Here is a 14,642-nt window from a genome sequence, read left to right as displayed (position 1 = left end):
GTTGCAAGGAGGGAAGGTCGTTCTGCCCGTGCGGGGAAGGGTGCTACCGGAGCACGACGGTTCGGATCTCCCACGGACCGAGGACGAGGTCGAGCCCGTCCCGCACGGCCGTCAGGGACAGTGGCCGGCCGAGCAGGTCGACCGTGGTGGCTTCGGTGAACGCGCCGGTCACGCGGACGGTCGACGTGGTATCGCTCATCGCGACCATGCGGACCTCGGTGCTGGCGTCGCGATCGTCGTCGGCGACACGGCGGATGCTCGAGACGAGGACGTTGTCGCCGTCCACCCGCACTCCAGTCGCGTCGGGCGGCAACTGGCCCGCTGTGGGCGCCTTTCCTCGGGCGACGAGTACGCCATTGCGGAACTCCTCGGCAAGAGCGACCGCGTTGCCCCCCTGCCAGTCGGCTGCCGACGGCACGACAGCGAAACGGTTCTCGATCCGCATGCCGAGATCCTGCGCCCCCGGTGCGGGGATCTCGCTCGCCGCGGGCTCGTCACGGAGAGGGTGGATGTTGACGCTGATCGATCCGATCGCGCGCAGAAGCGTGATGGCGAGTGCGGAGCCCTCCTCGACGAGTTCGTACTCGCTGGAGTGGTCGAGCAGGACGTTGGCGGCGCCGGCCGACACGAACGAACTCGCGGGGAAGGTCGGGATCGGGTACTCGCCCCAGCCGCCCTCGGCGGTGAGCCCACGCTCGGTGACGGCGAACTGCCCCGCGGACGCCGACTTGGCGACGGGCTCGGGCAGTGGCACGTGGAAGCGCAGCCGGTGATCGGCGCACTGGTTCAGGAACGATGTGGAGATCCGGACGAACGGCTCGCCCGCGCGTACTTCCACCAGCATGTCCACCGGCGTCGGCACGGTCTGGCCGCTGCGCAGGTCACGGTCGTCGGAGAGTGCGGCGGGCCACTCGTAGACGCGGGTGACGCGCAGTCTGGAACGCAGCGGTCCGCTCTCAAGGAGTTCGACGGTGACCTGTGTCGGTTCCGATACGAGCACGTCCAGAGCCGGGGGAGCGTAGTTGTAGCTGTCGCCGCGGTCACCGCCGTCGACGAGACGGCCGACTCCACGCAGTGCGGTGCCGTCGGCGCCTGTCACGTCGAGGGTCCCGTCGGCGGCGACCGCGACCGCGACCACGCCGTTCGACAGCGCGCCGGCCGTCGCCGTCGCGGGTGTGAGCCGCGTCGCAGGGGCCGCGCGCCGGTCGTTCGCTTCCACCCGGAAACTCGTCAGCCCGCAGGCAGGGACGTGCACCGGCACCAGCGCGGTGGCCCGGGCCTCCGCCAGCGTCCGTACCTGCCATTCACCCGGATGTGCGGCGGACGCGGCGGCGACCTCGCGGCGCAGGATCAGCAGATCGAAGGGTCCGCCGCTCGGAACCTCGGCGAGGTGGAAGACCAGTGAGCCGGGGGTGAGTTCGTAGTGGTCGATCAGAAGGCCGAAGAGCTCACGGCGGTGGATGCGGCGCAGCACCCGCTCGAGCTGCGATGCGTCCATGCGCTCGTCGCTGAGCACGGTCGGGGCCTGGGAGATCAGCTGCACGGGTAGCGCCGAGCCGTCGGAAGCGGTCGCGACCAGCGTGGTTCCCTCCGGTGGGGCGACGACATCCACCTCGACCAGGGCGGTACGTGCCGAGGGCAGCGGGTTGGCGACCAGGTAGCCGTCGCTCGGCACGAGGGCGGCGGGCTCGGCAAGCGCGGCGTCCCGGACGGCTCGTGCCGCCTGCGCGGCTTCGGCGAGCCGGGCCTCGACCTGGTCGCAGGTCTCGTCGGTGCCCGAGCCGACCACCGAATCATGCGCCGTCGACTCGATGATCTTGTGCCATGCCAACGCGAGGAACGGCGAGTCGTCGCGCTGGGACCACAGGGCGTTGACCCGTTCTGCGTGGTCGATGGTGCGCTCGGCGACGGCCATCCGCTGCTTGAGCCCGAGCCGCACGGACAGCACGCCCGGGAGGATGTTGCCGCGCACATGGCTGCGCAGCTCACCGGTGACGACGGCGGCCACCTCGTCACGTACGTGCTGGCGAATGTACTCGTCGAGCGTCGCGATGGTGATGGCGCGCTCCTCGCCGGCCGCCCGCCGCAGCCAGGCCGCCAGCTGTGGGTTGGGCGCGTTGTGGTCGGTGCCGGCCATGGCCAGCAGCGGATCGCCACCCCACCGCCCGGCCGTCATCTCGGCGTACTCGCCGAGCGCGCGGCCGATCTGGTCGGGCACCAGCAGGACGTCGAGGCCGTTGTCGTAGCCGTCGAAGAGGAACTCGGTGCGCACCTCGGAGCCGTCAGGAGCGCGCCAGCGGAAGGCGTGACCGTCGACGGAGCCAGGCACACCACGCCACAGCGCCGCATGCTCGATTCCGGCGCGTGCCAGGATCTGCGGCATCTGCGCGACATGGCCGAACATGTCGGGCAGATAGCCGATGGGCATCGCACCACCGAGGGCCTCCGCTGCCGCCCAGCCCATCTGCAGATTGCGCACGATGGTCTCACCGGAGCAGAGGAACTCGTCGAGCAGGATCAGCCATGGCCCGATGGCGAGTCTGCCCTCGCGGACCAGGGCCACGACACGATCGCGGTTCTCCGGCCGCATCTCCAGGTAGTCCTCGATCGCGGCCATCTGCCCGTCGACGGTGAACCGGAAGTCCCGGTTCGTCTCGGCCGTCTCCAGCACGGTGTCGAGGGCGGCGACGAGCCGGTGCCGGAACACCTGGAACGGCTCGTACCACTCCCGGTCCCAGTGGAAATGGGGCACGAAGACGGCGGAGTTCTTCATAGCGAGAGGGACCTTCCGTGCTGGCGGGAGGATGGAGAACGCAGAGCGCGAGCGCGGTCACTTGAGGGATCCGGCGGCGAGCCCGGTGCGCCAGAACCGCTGAAGGAGGATGAACACGATGATCACAGGCACGATCGACACCAGCGAGCCGGTGATCACGGACTGCTGCAGGAGCGGGGCGCGGGCGGTCTGACCGTTCCACTGGTACAGGCCGAGCGTGATCGGGAAGAGTGACTCCTTCTGGAGCATCACCATCGGCAGGAAGAAGTTGTTCCAGATGGCGACGAACTGGAACAGGAAGATGGTCACCAGCGCCGGCGTCATCAGCTTGAACGCCACCGAGAAGAACGTCCGGAACTCGCCCGCGCCGTCCAGACGTGCCGACTCGACGAGCTCTTGAGGGACGGAGGCGTTGGCGAAGATACGCGCGAGATAGACGCCGAACGGGCTGACGATGCTGGGCAGGAACACCGCGAGGTAGGTGTTGACGAGCCCGGTCGCAGAGAACAGCAGGAACAGCGGTAGCGCGAGTGCGGTGGTGGGAACAAGGACACCGCCGAGGATGACCGAGAAGAGGAACTCGCGGCCCCTGAAGTGGAATTTGGCGAGTGCGTATCCGCACAGCGCGCTGATCAGGGTGCCGACGGCCGCGCCCAGCACCGCGTAGAAGACGGTGTTCATGGCCCACAGCCCGAAGATGCCGTCGCTACGGGTGAACAGGACGCGCAGATTCTCGAACAGGTTGAAGTCCGAGAACGCCAGCCCGTTGGTGGAGGCGAGGTCACCCTGTGGCTTCGTCGCCGCGACGATCAGGAAGTAGACCGGGAGCAGGAAGTAGATGGCCAGCAGGAACATCAGAGCCATGACGGCCGTGCGGCTGACGCGGCTTTCGCGGATCGCGGGTTGGCTGCTCATAGCCCCGCCTTCTTCGAGGTCAGTCGCATGAACCCGAAGCTCAGGACGAAGGTGATGACGGCGATGACCACGGAAATCGCCGCGGCCTGCTGGTAGTTGTTCCCCGAGGCCACCGCGTACGCAAGCATGTTGGGTGTGAACGTGCTGGAGATGTTCGAGGAGATCTGGCGCAGCACGGCCGGCTCGGCGTAGAGCTGCAGGGTGCCGATGATGGAGAACACCGTGGTAAGGACGATCGACGGAGCGATGATCGGAACCTTGATCCGCCACGCGATCGTCCAGTTGCTCGCGCCGTCGATCTTGGCTGCCTCGTAGAGCTCCTGCGGTATCGACTGCAGCGCCGCGTACATGATCAGCATGTTGTAGCCGGTCCACAGCCACGTGGAGACGTTCGCCGCCGACCACAACACGGCGCCGGGGCCGAGGAAGTCAGGCTCCAGGCCGATGCCCTTCAACAGGTCGACAATGGGGCTGAGCTGCGGCGAGTAGAGATACGACCACATGATCGCCGCGATGACTCCGGGCACGGCGTACGGCATGAACGCCGTGATCCGGAAGAAGGACTTGAGCCTCAGCAGCGGAGTGTCCAGGAGCAGCGCCATGATCAGCGCGACGAACAGCATGACCGGAACCTGCACGACGCCGAACAGTCCGATGCGCCCGATGCTCGCCCAGAACTCGCTGTTCTGGAAGACCTCCGCGTACTGCTCGAAACCCCCGAAGGTCGTGTACGACGTCCCGTACTGGCCGCCGGTACGGCGTACGACGCGGACGCTCTGCCAGAGCGCGTAGCCCACCGGCACCAGGTAGAACAGCACGAACGGGAGGAAGAAGGGAATCAGGAACGCGATGACGGTGCCCGCCCGGGGGCCGCCGCCGTTGAGACGACGGCGACGGCCCTCGGACGACGCCACCGCGCGGGTCGCGCGGGTTGCGATGCCGGTCATGCTGCGGTCACTTGCCCGCCGCGGCCGGGATCGCCTGGTCCTGCATCGACTTCAGCGCTGCCTCCTGGGCGGCCGCGAGGGCGTCGGCGAGTGCGCCGTCACCGGCAGCCGCCTTGGCCATGGCGTCCTGCAGCGCCAGGTTCACCGTCTTCTGCGTGGGACCCCAGGTGAAGCTGGTGTCGACCTTCTTGGACGACTCGGCGAAGACGTCGAAGATCTTCTGGTTGTTGTAGTACGGCACGCCCTTGGAGAGCGCCGGAAGCTCCAACCCCGCGGTGGCCGCCGGGTAGAGGCCGCCCAGCTCGTTCTCCAGCGCCAGCGCCTCCGGGTCGGTGTTCAGCCACGTGTTGAACTTGACCGACTCGTACAGGTGCTTGCTGTCCTTCATGAACGCGACCGTCGATCCGCCCCAGTTGCCGGACGTGCCGTTCGCGCCCCAGGCCGGCATCGGGACGATCGTCCACTTGCCGGCCTGCTTCGGAAGGTTGTCGCGGAACATGCTGTAGCCCCAGGCGGCGCCGATGTAGCTGGCGATCTGGTCCTTCTGATAGGCGGCGTACATCTGGGTGGAGCCGTGGGCGAGGTCGGTGCGCACGGCGTCGTCGGAGATCAGCTCCTGCCAGTAGTTCGCGACCTGCTTGCTCTGGTCCGACTCGACCGTCACGTGCCACTTGTCGTCGGAGTAGCCGTACATGTTGGCGTTGTTCTGCCAGAGCAGCCCGTTGAACCACTCGGCGTTGTTCGGGTCGAAATACGTGATGGTCAGGTCGGAGTCCGCCTTGTGCAGCTTCTCCGCGGCATCCGCGTACTCGTCCCAGGTCGTGGGGATCGCGACGTCGTACTTCTTGAAGATGTCGCTGCGCACGTACAGGGCCATCGGGCCGGTGTCCTGTGGGAGGGCGAACACGCCGGTGTCGCCGAAGCTGGACTGCGACCACGTCCAGGGAACGAACTTGGACTTGGCCGCGGTGGCTTCCGCGCAGGCCGATGCGTCGACGAACGCGTCCTGGGTGCGCAGGTTGGGGAGCTGGTCGTAGCCGACCTGCGCGAGGTCCGGTGCCTTGCCCGCCTTGAGCGCGTTGCCGATGGCACCGTACTGGTCGTTGGAGATGTTCTTCGTCTCGACCTGGATGTTCGGATTCTTCTTGTTCCACAGGTCGACAACCTTGTCCATGCCCGGAACGGTGTTCCAGTACTGGAGCGTGACCTTGCCCTTCGCGGGCTCGCAGGAACCCGCGGCCGCATTGTCGGACGAGGCGGGCGAGGAGCACCCGGCGAGTACGGTGATGCTTGCTGCCGCGGCGACGACGGCGAGGCGCGTGTGCGTGACTTTCCTGCTCATATCTTCCGTTCCAGAGAGCGACTAGCGGCGAGTGCTAGGCGGGTCGACGTTGACACCTGAGGCGGATGCCTTCTGGTTGGAATCAGGGTCCGTGAGCGGTAACGTGAGCGCTCACGGGAGCGGTAACGGGAGCGGTAACGGGGGATACTGTCGAGAAGTGATTGGGAGTGTGGTCTTCGGTGCAGCCGGTGTCAAGGAATCGTCGCGGCCGTCTGATGCGCGGCCGACGATCGCCAGGCCCCGTTGAACGATCATGACTTCGGCCCGGGGCACTCGGGTGCCCCTGCGACGCGCATGCGTCGGCAACAACGCGGAGGTGAGTGATGGCCTCGTCGGGGACCGGCCCCCGCAGGGTGACGATCGACGATGTGGCCCGGAGCGCCGGAGTGTCCCGGCAGACCGTGTCACGGGCGCTCAACGACAAGAACGAGATCGGAGAATCCACCAAGCAGCGCGTCCTCGACGCCGCCCTCGAGCTGGGATACCGGCCGAGCCGGTTCGCCAGGGGACTCGTCCGGCAGGACACGATCAGTGTCGGACTCGTGATCCCCGATCTGCTCAACCCGTTCTTCACCGAAGTCGCCGCTGCCGCGCTGGACGCGGCGCGGGCGCGCGGCTGGCACGTCGTCGTGTACGACACCGGTGACCGCGTCGAGGAAGAGCGGGGCACGCTTGCGGTGATCGCCTCGCAGGTGGACGCCGTCGTGGGGTACCTGAGTCAGCCGGAGGACGAGATCGACAAGCTGACCCGGGGGCTCCCCGTGGTGCTCATCGACCGCGAGCACCACGCCGAGCGGTTCAGTGCGATCCGCATTGACGGCAAGGAAGGCGTCCACGCCGCGATCTCGTACCTGGTCGAGTCGGGACACCGGCGCATCGGCATGCTTGATCACGCAGGCCGGTCCGAGCCGAGCATCCGGCACGACTGGTTCGCGGGCGCGATGACTGCCTGCGGACTGGATGCCGGACCGGTGAGCCGCGCAGACCAGAGCGTCGAGGGCGGGGAGAACGCGCTGAAGGAGCTCCTCGCTGCTCATCCCGACGTGACCGCCGTGTTCACGTTCAACGACATCATCGCCATCGGCGCACTGCGTGCCGCACGCCGGCTCGGACGAACGGTTCCCCAGGACCTCGCCGTGATCGGCTTCGACGGACTCCGGCTCGGAGAGCTGGTCGAACCGCCCCTGTCGACCGTGGCCCTGGACACGCGTCACCTCGGTGCGCTCGCGGTGGAACAGACGGCCCGGCTGCTGACCAGGAGCGGTCCGCTCAGTCGCGACGAACTTGTGGTGAGAGCGGAACTGCGGCGGCGCGAATCGGCATAGGCGTCAGGATGCCGAGGTCTTGCCCGCGCCAGGCGAACCGGCCAAGGTCACCTCCGGCACGTTGGCCAAGGACGCGCACACCCGTGTGTCTTCGTCCGCGACGCGCTCAGCGTCCGCGCGGAGTGGCACGGAACCGACTGACGGCCCATCGAATCCGGCCCCGTCCACCCGCCCATTCCCTCCGGGACGTGCCCTGTCGGTCCGCCGGCCCGGACGAACCGTTACTCCACCGGACTCGCCGTGCTGGCCGGCTGACCAGTCAGGGAGTCCCCCACCGCCCCCGGAGGCCCCGGCCGCCAGCCCCCAGTCGCCGACCAAGCGGACAAACGCCTGCCTCGCCGACACCGGGCTCGCTTCGGTCAGGCCAGTTCCTCGTCACCGACCCACGCTCCTAGGCGGTGGCCGACGGTGACGCGGGGGCGTTGTCGTCCCCGGTCCGCTCCTCCGGTTCTTCCGGGGCCAGGCCCAGCTGTGCGTCGCGTGCGAACTCCACCTCGCGGCGCAGCAGCCGGAACCACATGAAGACGACGAAGCCCGCGAAGACGAACCACTCACCGGTGTAGCCGAGGTTCTGGAACGCCTTGAGGTCCAGGCCGGTGCCCTGCGGGGCGGTCGCGGGCACCGCCTTCATCCCGCTGTCGGCGCGGTCGAGGGTGATCCACGCGTTGTACACCTTCTCGTACGACACCAGGTTCACCAGCGACGCCGAGCTGATCGCGCCGGTCTGCCCCTCGGGAAGTCCGCGGGCCGCGCTGACGCCGTTCGCACCCGGGTTCTCGGACGCCTGCAGCGCACCCGTCACCGTGACCTCGCCGGTGGGCGCGGCCGGTGCCTTCGCCGGGTCCGCGTCACCGGGCAGCCAGCCCCGGACGACGGGCAGCGCCTCGCCGCCGTCGGTCCGCAGCATCGTCAGCACGTAGAACCCGCGCTTGCCGTCCAGCTCACGGTCGGGCACGAGGAGCTGCTTGCCGTACCGGCCGGTGGCGGTGGCCCGGTCGCCGGAGGTGTTCTTGTCCACGGGCAGCAGCTCGGTGAGCGGACGGGCCGCCTCCGTCTTGGCCGACGCGGCCTGCTCGCCCGCCGCCCGGTGGTCCTCCACCCGGTCCTCGAACCGCCCCAACTGCCATGACCCCATGAAGACGCAGAACGGGATGGCCAACAGCACGAAGACGTTGATCCCCCACCAGCGGGGCGTCAGCAGGAACCGGTACACGCCCTCCACGGTACGGGGCCGCCGCACGGGGCCGGGCCGCGGGGTGGCTCCGGTCCAGCGCGGCTGGACGCCCGGCTCAGTACCGCTCGACGAGGTGCTCGCGGCCGGCCGGGGGCTCGTACGGCTCCGGCCAGAAGTCGGTGACAGAGGCTATGCGCCCGGATCCGTCCCCCGTGAAGAACGTGATCGCGTGCATCTCCTCCAGCCCCACGGTGAAGTGGGTCCAGGTGACGGCCTGGCCGGGCTCGGCTATGACGCGCTCGATCCGGACGTGCCAGTCGCCCGGATACTCGCGGTTGAACTGGACGTACTTTTCCCTGCCGCTGATGCGCTCCCGCGTCTGCGGCAGCGTGTACACGACGTCCTCGGCCAGCGTGTCCGAGAACCCGGCCCAGTCCCGGGCCTCGGCGGCGGCCCAGAACCTCTCGACTGTCTCGCGCAGATCGGTCATGCGGAGAAGTCTGCACCCGGCCACTGACAACGGGCCCCGACCGATGTCGGCGCGCAGATGGCCGTGAAGTTATCCACAGGCTGAGGACCACGCCAGCGGATGGCCGGGCGGGCCAGGCACTATGGGGCCATGACTGAGAGCAACAGGTCCATCGAGCAGCAGCAGGCGGCCATGCCCGACTGGGAGCAGCGCTTCAGGGCGCCGCGGGTGTCGCTGCCGGACTGGGCGGACGACGCCCCGCACCGCTCCCTGTTCGTCTCGAACGCGACGGGGACGTACGAGCTGTACGCGTGGGACCGCGCGACGGGCGAGCAGCGCCAGGTCACGCACCGGGCGAACGGCACGACGGACGGCGTGCTCTCGCCGGACGGCGAATGGATCTGGTGGTTCGACGACAAGGACGGCGACGAGTTCGGCATCTGGCGCCGCCGGCGCTTCACCGAGGACGTCTCGGAAGGGGACGCCGACGCCCCCGCGGTCCCCGGCCTCGACCCCTCCTACCCGGCAGGCCTGGCCATCGGACGGGACGGGCGTACGGCGGTCGTGGGCCGCTCGACCGACGACGAGGGCTCGACGATCCATGTGGCCGGCACCGGCGAGGCCCCCGTGGAGATCTACCGGCACCGCGAGTCGGCGGGCGTCGGAGACCTCTCCCACGACGGTTCTCTGATCGCCATCGAGCACACGGAGCACGGCGACGCGATGCACTCGGCGCTGCGCGTCCTGCGCCCCGACGGTACGACGGTGGCCGAGCTGGACGACACCAAGGGCGGCACGGTCGAGCTGGGCCTGGAGGTGCTGGGCTTCGCCCCGGTCGACGGCGACACCCGCCTCCTCATCGGCCACCAGCGCCGCGGCCGCTGGGAGCCCCTGGTGTGGAACGTGGCGACGGGCGAGGAGTCGGACCTGGGCCTCGACCTCCCCGGCGACGTGGCCGCCGAGTGGTACCCCGACGGTTCCGCGCTCCTCATCGCCCACAGCTTCGAGGCCCGCAGCGACCTGTGGCGCTACGACCTCACGTCCCGCGAGCTGAGCAAGGTCCCCACACCGCCCGGCACGGTATCCGGGGCGACCGCCCGCCCGGACGGCACCGTCGAGTACCTGTGGTCCTCGGCGGCGGAGCCGTCCGCGGTCCGCTCGACCACCGACGAAATCGTCCTCGATCCCCCCGGCTTGAAGTCCCCGGGCTCGGTCCCCGTGGAGGACGTCTGGGTCGAGGGCCCCGGCGGCCGCATCCACGCCCTCGTCCAGAAGCCGGCGGGCACCACGGGCCCGCTCCCCACGGTCTTCGACATCCACGGCGGCCCGACCTGGCACGACAGCGACTCGTTCGCGGCGGGCCCGGCAGCCTGGGTGGACCACGGCTACGCGGTCGTGCGGGTCAATTACCGCGGCTCCACGGGCTACGGCCGCGCATGGACGGACGCCCTCAAGCACCGCGTCGGCCTGATCGAGCTGGAGGACATCGCGGCGGTCCGCGCGTGGGCGGTGGCATCCGGCCTGGCCGACCCCAAGCGCCTCATCCTGACCGGCGGCTCCTGGGGCGGCTACCTCACCCTCCTCGGCCTCGGCACCCAACCCGACGCTTGGGCCCTCGGCATCGCCGCGGTCCCGGTCGCCGACTACGTCACGGCGTACCACGACGAGATGGAAGCCCTGAAGGCCATGGACCGCACCCTCCTCGGCGGCACGCCGGAGGAGGTCCCCGAACGCTTCGAGGCGTCCTCCCCCCTCACCTACGTCGACGCGGTCAAAGCCCCCGTCTACATCTCGGCGGGCGTCAACGACCCCCGCTGCCCCATCCGCCAGATCGACAACTACGTAGCCCGCCTCGCCGCCCGCGACGCCACCCACGAGGTGTACCGCTACGACGCGGGCCACGGCTCCCTGGTAGTCGACGAACGCATCAAGCAGGTCCGCCTGGAACTCGACTTCGCGGAGAGGCACCTGCCGAAGTAGCCGACGTTACTGACACCTGACACCTGACACCTGGCGCCGCGGCGCCGGGGCGAAGCCTCAACAGGGGCACGAGAGGGCGCAGAGGCCGAGCCCTGCCGGGTCCGGGCGGCAGCCGCCGTCTCGTCGCCTCTGGCGAATCTCTCGGCCGCTTCCCTGCGCAACCGCTTCCGGAAAGCCCGGCGTTCCGGAGTCAGTCCGCCACCCCGGTGCGGTCAGGGGCAGCGCGGCTTACCTCAAGCTCCGGTCCGTCGTCCGCCTCGTTGCGCATAGACGATAACGGCGGAAACGACGCCGGTCACGACGAGGCTCCCCAGCATGACCAGCCCCACGCCGACCATGAAGAGGCCGCTGGAGTCGTCCGACCAGTCGTAAGCGGCAGCAACAGTCAGGCCCACCGTGGGGCCAAGCACAGCGGCTGCGACGTGACGCCGGGATGCCGCCCAGCACACCGGTACCAGCAGCGTCAGCACCAGCCCGATCACTTGCCACGCTTCGTATGGACCGGTCGTCGTGCCATCAGGATGTACGTCGCGGTGCTGGTCCCAGCCCAGCCAGGCCGCCCACGCCGCTAGAGCCACCCCAGCCGGCACAAGGATCGGCCACTGCTGGAGAACGGGTTTCAGGAGTCCTTTGCGCATGGCTCAAGCGTTTCGGCTCTCTCCGTCACCGGCCAGAGCGCGTGTACTCAACTCTGCCCGAGTACGTCAACCATGGCACGGTGGGCCATCGAGCAACGCGTGCGCGGCCTGCTCGCCGAACTCGGCATTCCGACGGCCTGATCGCGGCCAAAGGCGCCTGTGTCGCGGAGGAAAGCTGACGCGTAGGCTCCTTGGGCCCCGGGTGCCGGCAAGCTCGGGGCATTGACCGGTGACCGCGCCCACCTGACGTCTACCCGACGCGGGGTCCGTCTCATGGCGGGCGGTCGCCGGTGGTGTTTCTTGTGGCGGACCGCAAGTGAGCGGCCTCGCAGAAAGGCACGTCGTATGAGGTGGTCCGAGGTCACCGTTGCCGCGACGGGGTGCTGCCCTCGTGCGGTGACGTGGGCCGGGGCGGAGCAAACCGCGCCGCCAGGTGACGCTTTGCTCCGCCTTCGCCCACACCTGTACGGGGCATAGGCTTCAGAAAGGGGCGTACGTGGAAGCTCGGCCACGAGTCCAGGAGCGACAGCCATGGCGACACTGCGTGAGCGCAAGACCTACCGGAAGGCGGTTCTCCAGACTCTTTACGGGGCCGTCGAACGCAATCGTTCCGAAACCAGCGGAGCGACACTCCGCGAGGAGCTCGGGCTGCCCGACGAAGACCTTGCCGCCGCCTGCGCCTACCTGGCCGGTGAGGGGTTGATCACCGTCGAGTGGACCTCGCACAAGACGCCCGCCATCGTCTCGCTGTCACACGAGGGCATCCGGTTCATGGAGGAGAAGGAAGAGGAGCTGGAGGCGGCCAGTCAGGGTGACTGGACAATCTGAGCTGCTTCTCCTGCCCCGTCCTCCTCCCGAGGAGGGTCGTCAGGTCGAGGTGGTCCATCACGGCGTCGGTGGCGCGGGTGGCGGCGGCTGCCTGGATGGCCGGCTCGGACAGGGGCGCAGGGGACGGAGTACCCGCCGGGGTCTGGAGCGGGTCCCCAGGGCAAGGGGCACTTCGCATCCGACGGAGTCGGGCGGGTGGGTGGGGGAGAGTCCAGGGACGGAGCTTATGGCGGGGTCTGGGGCGGGGCCCCAGGGGAGGGGCTCTCACCCGGCCGAGTCGGGTGGGTGGGGACGACCCGTCGGCGACCCGACAACTCCGCCAACCCCCGCCGAGTAGCAGCCAGCACCACCCGATCCCCACCCCCCAGCACATACGTGGAGGGAATGTTCCAGACCAGCCCCGACGGCCCCCCGGTATCCAACGCCAGCACCCGCCAAGCCCCCGCCCGAAACGCCTCCCCCACCGTCCGCCCCTCCAACTGCGGATACCCACCCACATCCACCGCGGCGAACAGCAACACCCGTCGCTCAACAGGAATCGCCCCAAGAATCTGCCGCCCCATCATGGCCCCGGCAAACGCGGGCGCGGCCAGATGGGACACACTCCGGCTCCGGGTCAGGGCCCCGGGGTAGGCGGCACGCAACGTGCGGTACACCGCCGTCGCGAAGTCGTCGTCGTACAACCGCAGCACGACCCGCAGATCGGGCCGCACGGTCCGCGCGTACAGCGCGGCCTCCAGATTGGTCGTGTCGGCGCTCGTCAACGCCAACAACGCATGCGCCCGATGAATCTTGGCGGCCTCCAGCACACCTTCCTGAGTCACATCCCCCAGCACCACCGGCACCCGAAGCCGCCGCGCAAGCGCCAGCCCCCGCGCCTCGGGATCGGCCTCGACGCACACCACGGGAATGTTCAGCTCCCGCAACCGCGCCAGCACGCGCGTACCGATCTTGCCGACCCCGAGCAGCACCACATGCCCGGACAGCCCCCGCGGCGGCTTCCGCAACGCGGACCCGCTGCGGAACGTACCGAGCGCCTCAAGGACGGCGGCCAGCAGCACAGGCAGCAGCAGCAACCCGACCAGCCCCGAGAACAACTGAAGAACCTGCCGCCCGGCAGGCTGCCCGATGGCGGGTTCGTTGATGGCGAAGAGATCGAGGAGCGTCAAGTAAGTGGCCCGCAAGGGATGTTCACCCGTCACCACCATCGAGGCGACCGCAAGCCCGATCACACACCCCACAAGCCCCGCGAACGACCACCGCAGCCGCCGTGACAGCAACGACCCGAAGGGCACGACACTGCGCCCGGCGGACAGGGCGGGACCGGAGTACGAGACATTCTCCAGGACGACGGTGCCGCGCCCGGTCGCGGCGGCCACCGCCCGTTCGTCGGGCAGGAGTTGGGGCGCCTGCTCCCCACTGCTCTCGGACCCGTCGGCACCGGCGGGATCGTTGGTCGTGGCGGACAGCAGCGCCAACGTGCACAGGCCCGGATCGGCGACCTGCCCCGGCCCCGGCGGCGGCCGCTCGACCGCGCGCAGCATCAGCCCGTCGGTCTGGACGACCTTGCTGGTACCGGTCAAGGCGGTCGCGGCCAGCGCGGGCGCGGCGGTGTCGGCGTCGGACAGCACGGTGGTGGACGCGTCGAACGCCCCGATGCCGGGCACGGCCCCCGCTCCGGCCAAGGCCGAAGCCTGGTCGAGCAGCGCCTCGATGTGCTGCCCGAGCCGCCGGTTGTAGAGCCGCAGAACCAGCCGGATCCGCGGGTTGAGCCGCCGTGCGGTGAGCGCGGCCCGGATGTTGGTCTCGTCGTCGTCGTACACGAGCGCGAGCGCGGCGGCCCGCTCTGCACCGGCGTCGGCGAGTACGGCCTCGGTGAGTTCGGCAGCCTCCACCATGCGCTCGGAGCCGGGGGGTTCGGCGGTCCGTGCGGCTCCCGAGTCACCGTTCCCGGAGGCCCGGTTCACCGCCGCGGTCACCCGGTCGAACAGGGCCGTGGCCCGCGTCCGCCCCACCACGGGCGGCCGCACGCTCCGCTGGGCGGGCGGTACGACGAGGGTCACCTGCTCGCCGTACACCCCGCGCAGTTCGGCGGCCAGCCGGTGCGCCAGGGCGTCGTCGCCGGCCACCACCATGGGTGCGGTGGCGTCGGTTGAGGCGCTCTGAGACGGAAGGTTCCCCACGGGAGAAAGACTGTCACGCTCCGAACCGCTCACGCACGCGGTCGGTGATGTGGACCCTGAGACATGGA

At 69.4% G+C, this 14,642-nt stretch carries 11 protein-coding genes; 3 read left to right on the top strand and 8 right to left on the bottom strand.

The genetic code is table 11. The features are described 5' to 3' along the window. Nucleotides 1–43: 43 nt before the first annotated feature. Genes C4B68_RS18445 through C4B68_RS18430 form a run of 4 tightly spaced genes read right to left on the bottom strand, consistent with a single transcriptional unit; the run spans nt 44 to nt 5,977 of the window. Nucleotides 44–2,773: a glycoside hydrolase family 38 N-terminal domain-containing protein gene (locus C4B68_RS18445; protein WP_099504826.1), complete on the bottom strand. Its 2,730-nt coding sequence runs from the start codon at nt 2,771–2,773 to the stop codon at nt 44–46. A gap of 57 nt (nt 2,774–2,830) precedes the next feature. Beyond that, nucleotides 2,831–3,688: a carbohydrate ABC transporter permease gene (locus tag C4B68_RS18440; RefSeq protein ID WP_099504825.1), complete on the bottom strand. Its 858-nt coding sequence runs from the start codon at nt 3,686–3,688 to the stop codon at nt 2,831–2,833. Beyond that, entirely contained in the window at nt 3,685–4,635 is a 951-nt protein-coding gene (locus C4B68_RS18435; RefSeq protein ID WP_099504824.1) for a carbohydrate ABC transporter permease, read from the bottom strand. Before C4B68_RS18435 ends, C4B68_RS18440 begins: the two co-directional genes overlap by 4 nt. Nucleotides 4,636–4,642: 7 nt before the next feature. Then, nucleotides 4,643–5,977 carry an ABC transporter substrate-binding protein gene (locus tag C4B68_RS18430; protein ID WP_099504823.1) on the bottom strand — a complete coding sequence of 445 codons (1,335 nt, stop codon included), beginning with the start codon at nt 5,975–5,977 and terminating at the stop codon, nt 4,643–4,645. 323 nt (nt 5,978–6,300) lie between these two features. On the opposite strand from C4B68_RS18430, the gene C4B68_RS18425 reads away from it, so the two are divergent. Next, nucleotides 6,301–7,302 (top strand): LacI family DNA-binding transcriptional regulator, encoded by a 1,002-nt coding sequence (locus C4B68_RS18425; protein ID WP_099504822.1) that lies wholly within the window; start codon nt 6,301–6,303, stop codon nt 7,300–7,302. A 391-nt stretch (nt 7,303–7,693) separates the two neighbouring features. Here C4B68_RS18425 and C4B68_RS18420 read toward each other — a convergent pair whose 3' ends face one another. Both C4B68_RS18420 and C4B68_RS18415 read right to left on the bottom strand, forming a co-directional pair. Then, on the bottom strand, nt 7,694–8,515 hold the full coding sequence (locus tag C4B68_RS18420; protein WP_180289342.1) for an SURF1 family protein: 822 nt from the start codon (nt 8,513–8,515) through the stop codon (nt 7,694–7,696). Between the two features lie 76 nt (nt 8,516–8,591). Next, nucleotides 8,592–8,966 carry a nuclear transport factor 2 family protein gene (locus C4B68_RS18415; RefSeq protein WP_099504821.1) on the bottom strand — a complete coding sequence of 125 codons (375 nt, stop codon included), beginning with the start codon at nt 8,964–8,966 and terminating at the stop codon, nt 8,592–8,594. A gap of 129 nt (nt 8,967–9,095) precedes the next feature. Between C4B68_RS18415 and C4B68_RS18410 the strand changes: the two genes are divergently transcribed. Beyond that, the gene (locus C4B68_RS18410) at nt 9,096–10,925 is read left to right on the top strand and encodes a S9 family peptidase (protein ID WP_099504820.1); all 1,830 of its coding nucleotides are present in this window, start codon (nt 9,096–9,098) and stop codon (nt 10,923–10,925) included. A 233-nt stretch (nt 10,926–11,158) separates the two neighbouring features. Here the strand turns inward: C4B68_RS18410 and C4B68_RS18400 are convergent, their stop codons facing one another. Continuing rightward, nucleotides 11,159–11,563, bottom strand: coding sequence for a hypothetical protein (locus C4B68_RS18400; RefSeq protein ID WP_099504819.1), 405 nt, complete (start codon nt 11,561–11,563; stop codon nt 11,159–11,161). A gap of 531 nt (nt 11,564–12,094) precedes the next feature. Between C4B68_RS18400 and C4B68_RS18395 the strand changes: the two genes are divergently transcribed. After that, nucleotides 12,095–12,391 (top strand): hypothetical protein, encoded by a 297-nt coding sequence (locus C4B68_RS18395; RefSeq protein WP_099504818.1) that lies wholly within the window; start codon nt 12,095–12,097, stop codon nt 12,389–12,391. Nucleotides 12,392–12,615: 224 nt separating this feature from the next. Here the strand turns inward: C4B68_RS18395 and C4B68_RS18390 are convergent, their stop codons facing one another. Continuing rightward, nucleotides 12,616–14,526 (bottom strand): potassium channel protein, encoded by a 1,911-nt coding sequence (locus C4B68_RS18390; RefSeq protein ID WP_099504817.1) that lies wholly within the window; start codon nt 14,524–14,526, stop codon nt 12,616–12,618. Nucleotides 14,527–14,642 lie beyond the last annotated feature (116 nt).

The sequence above is a fragment of the Streptomyces dengpaensis genome, from assembly GCF_002946835.1.
GTDB lineage: Bacteria > Actinomycetota > Actinomycetes > Streptomycetales > Streptomycetaceae > Streptomyces > Streptomyces dengpaensis.
This window is presented reverse-complemented; position numbering and strand designations above follow the sequence as displayed.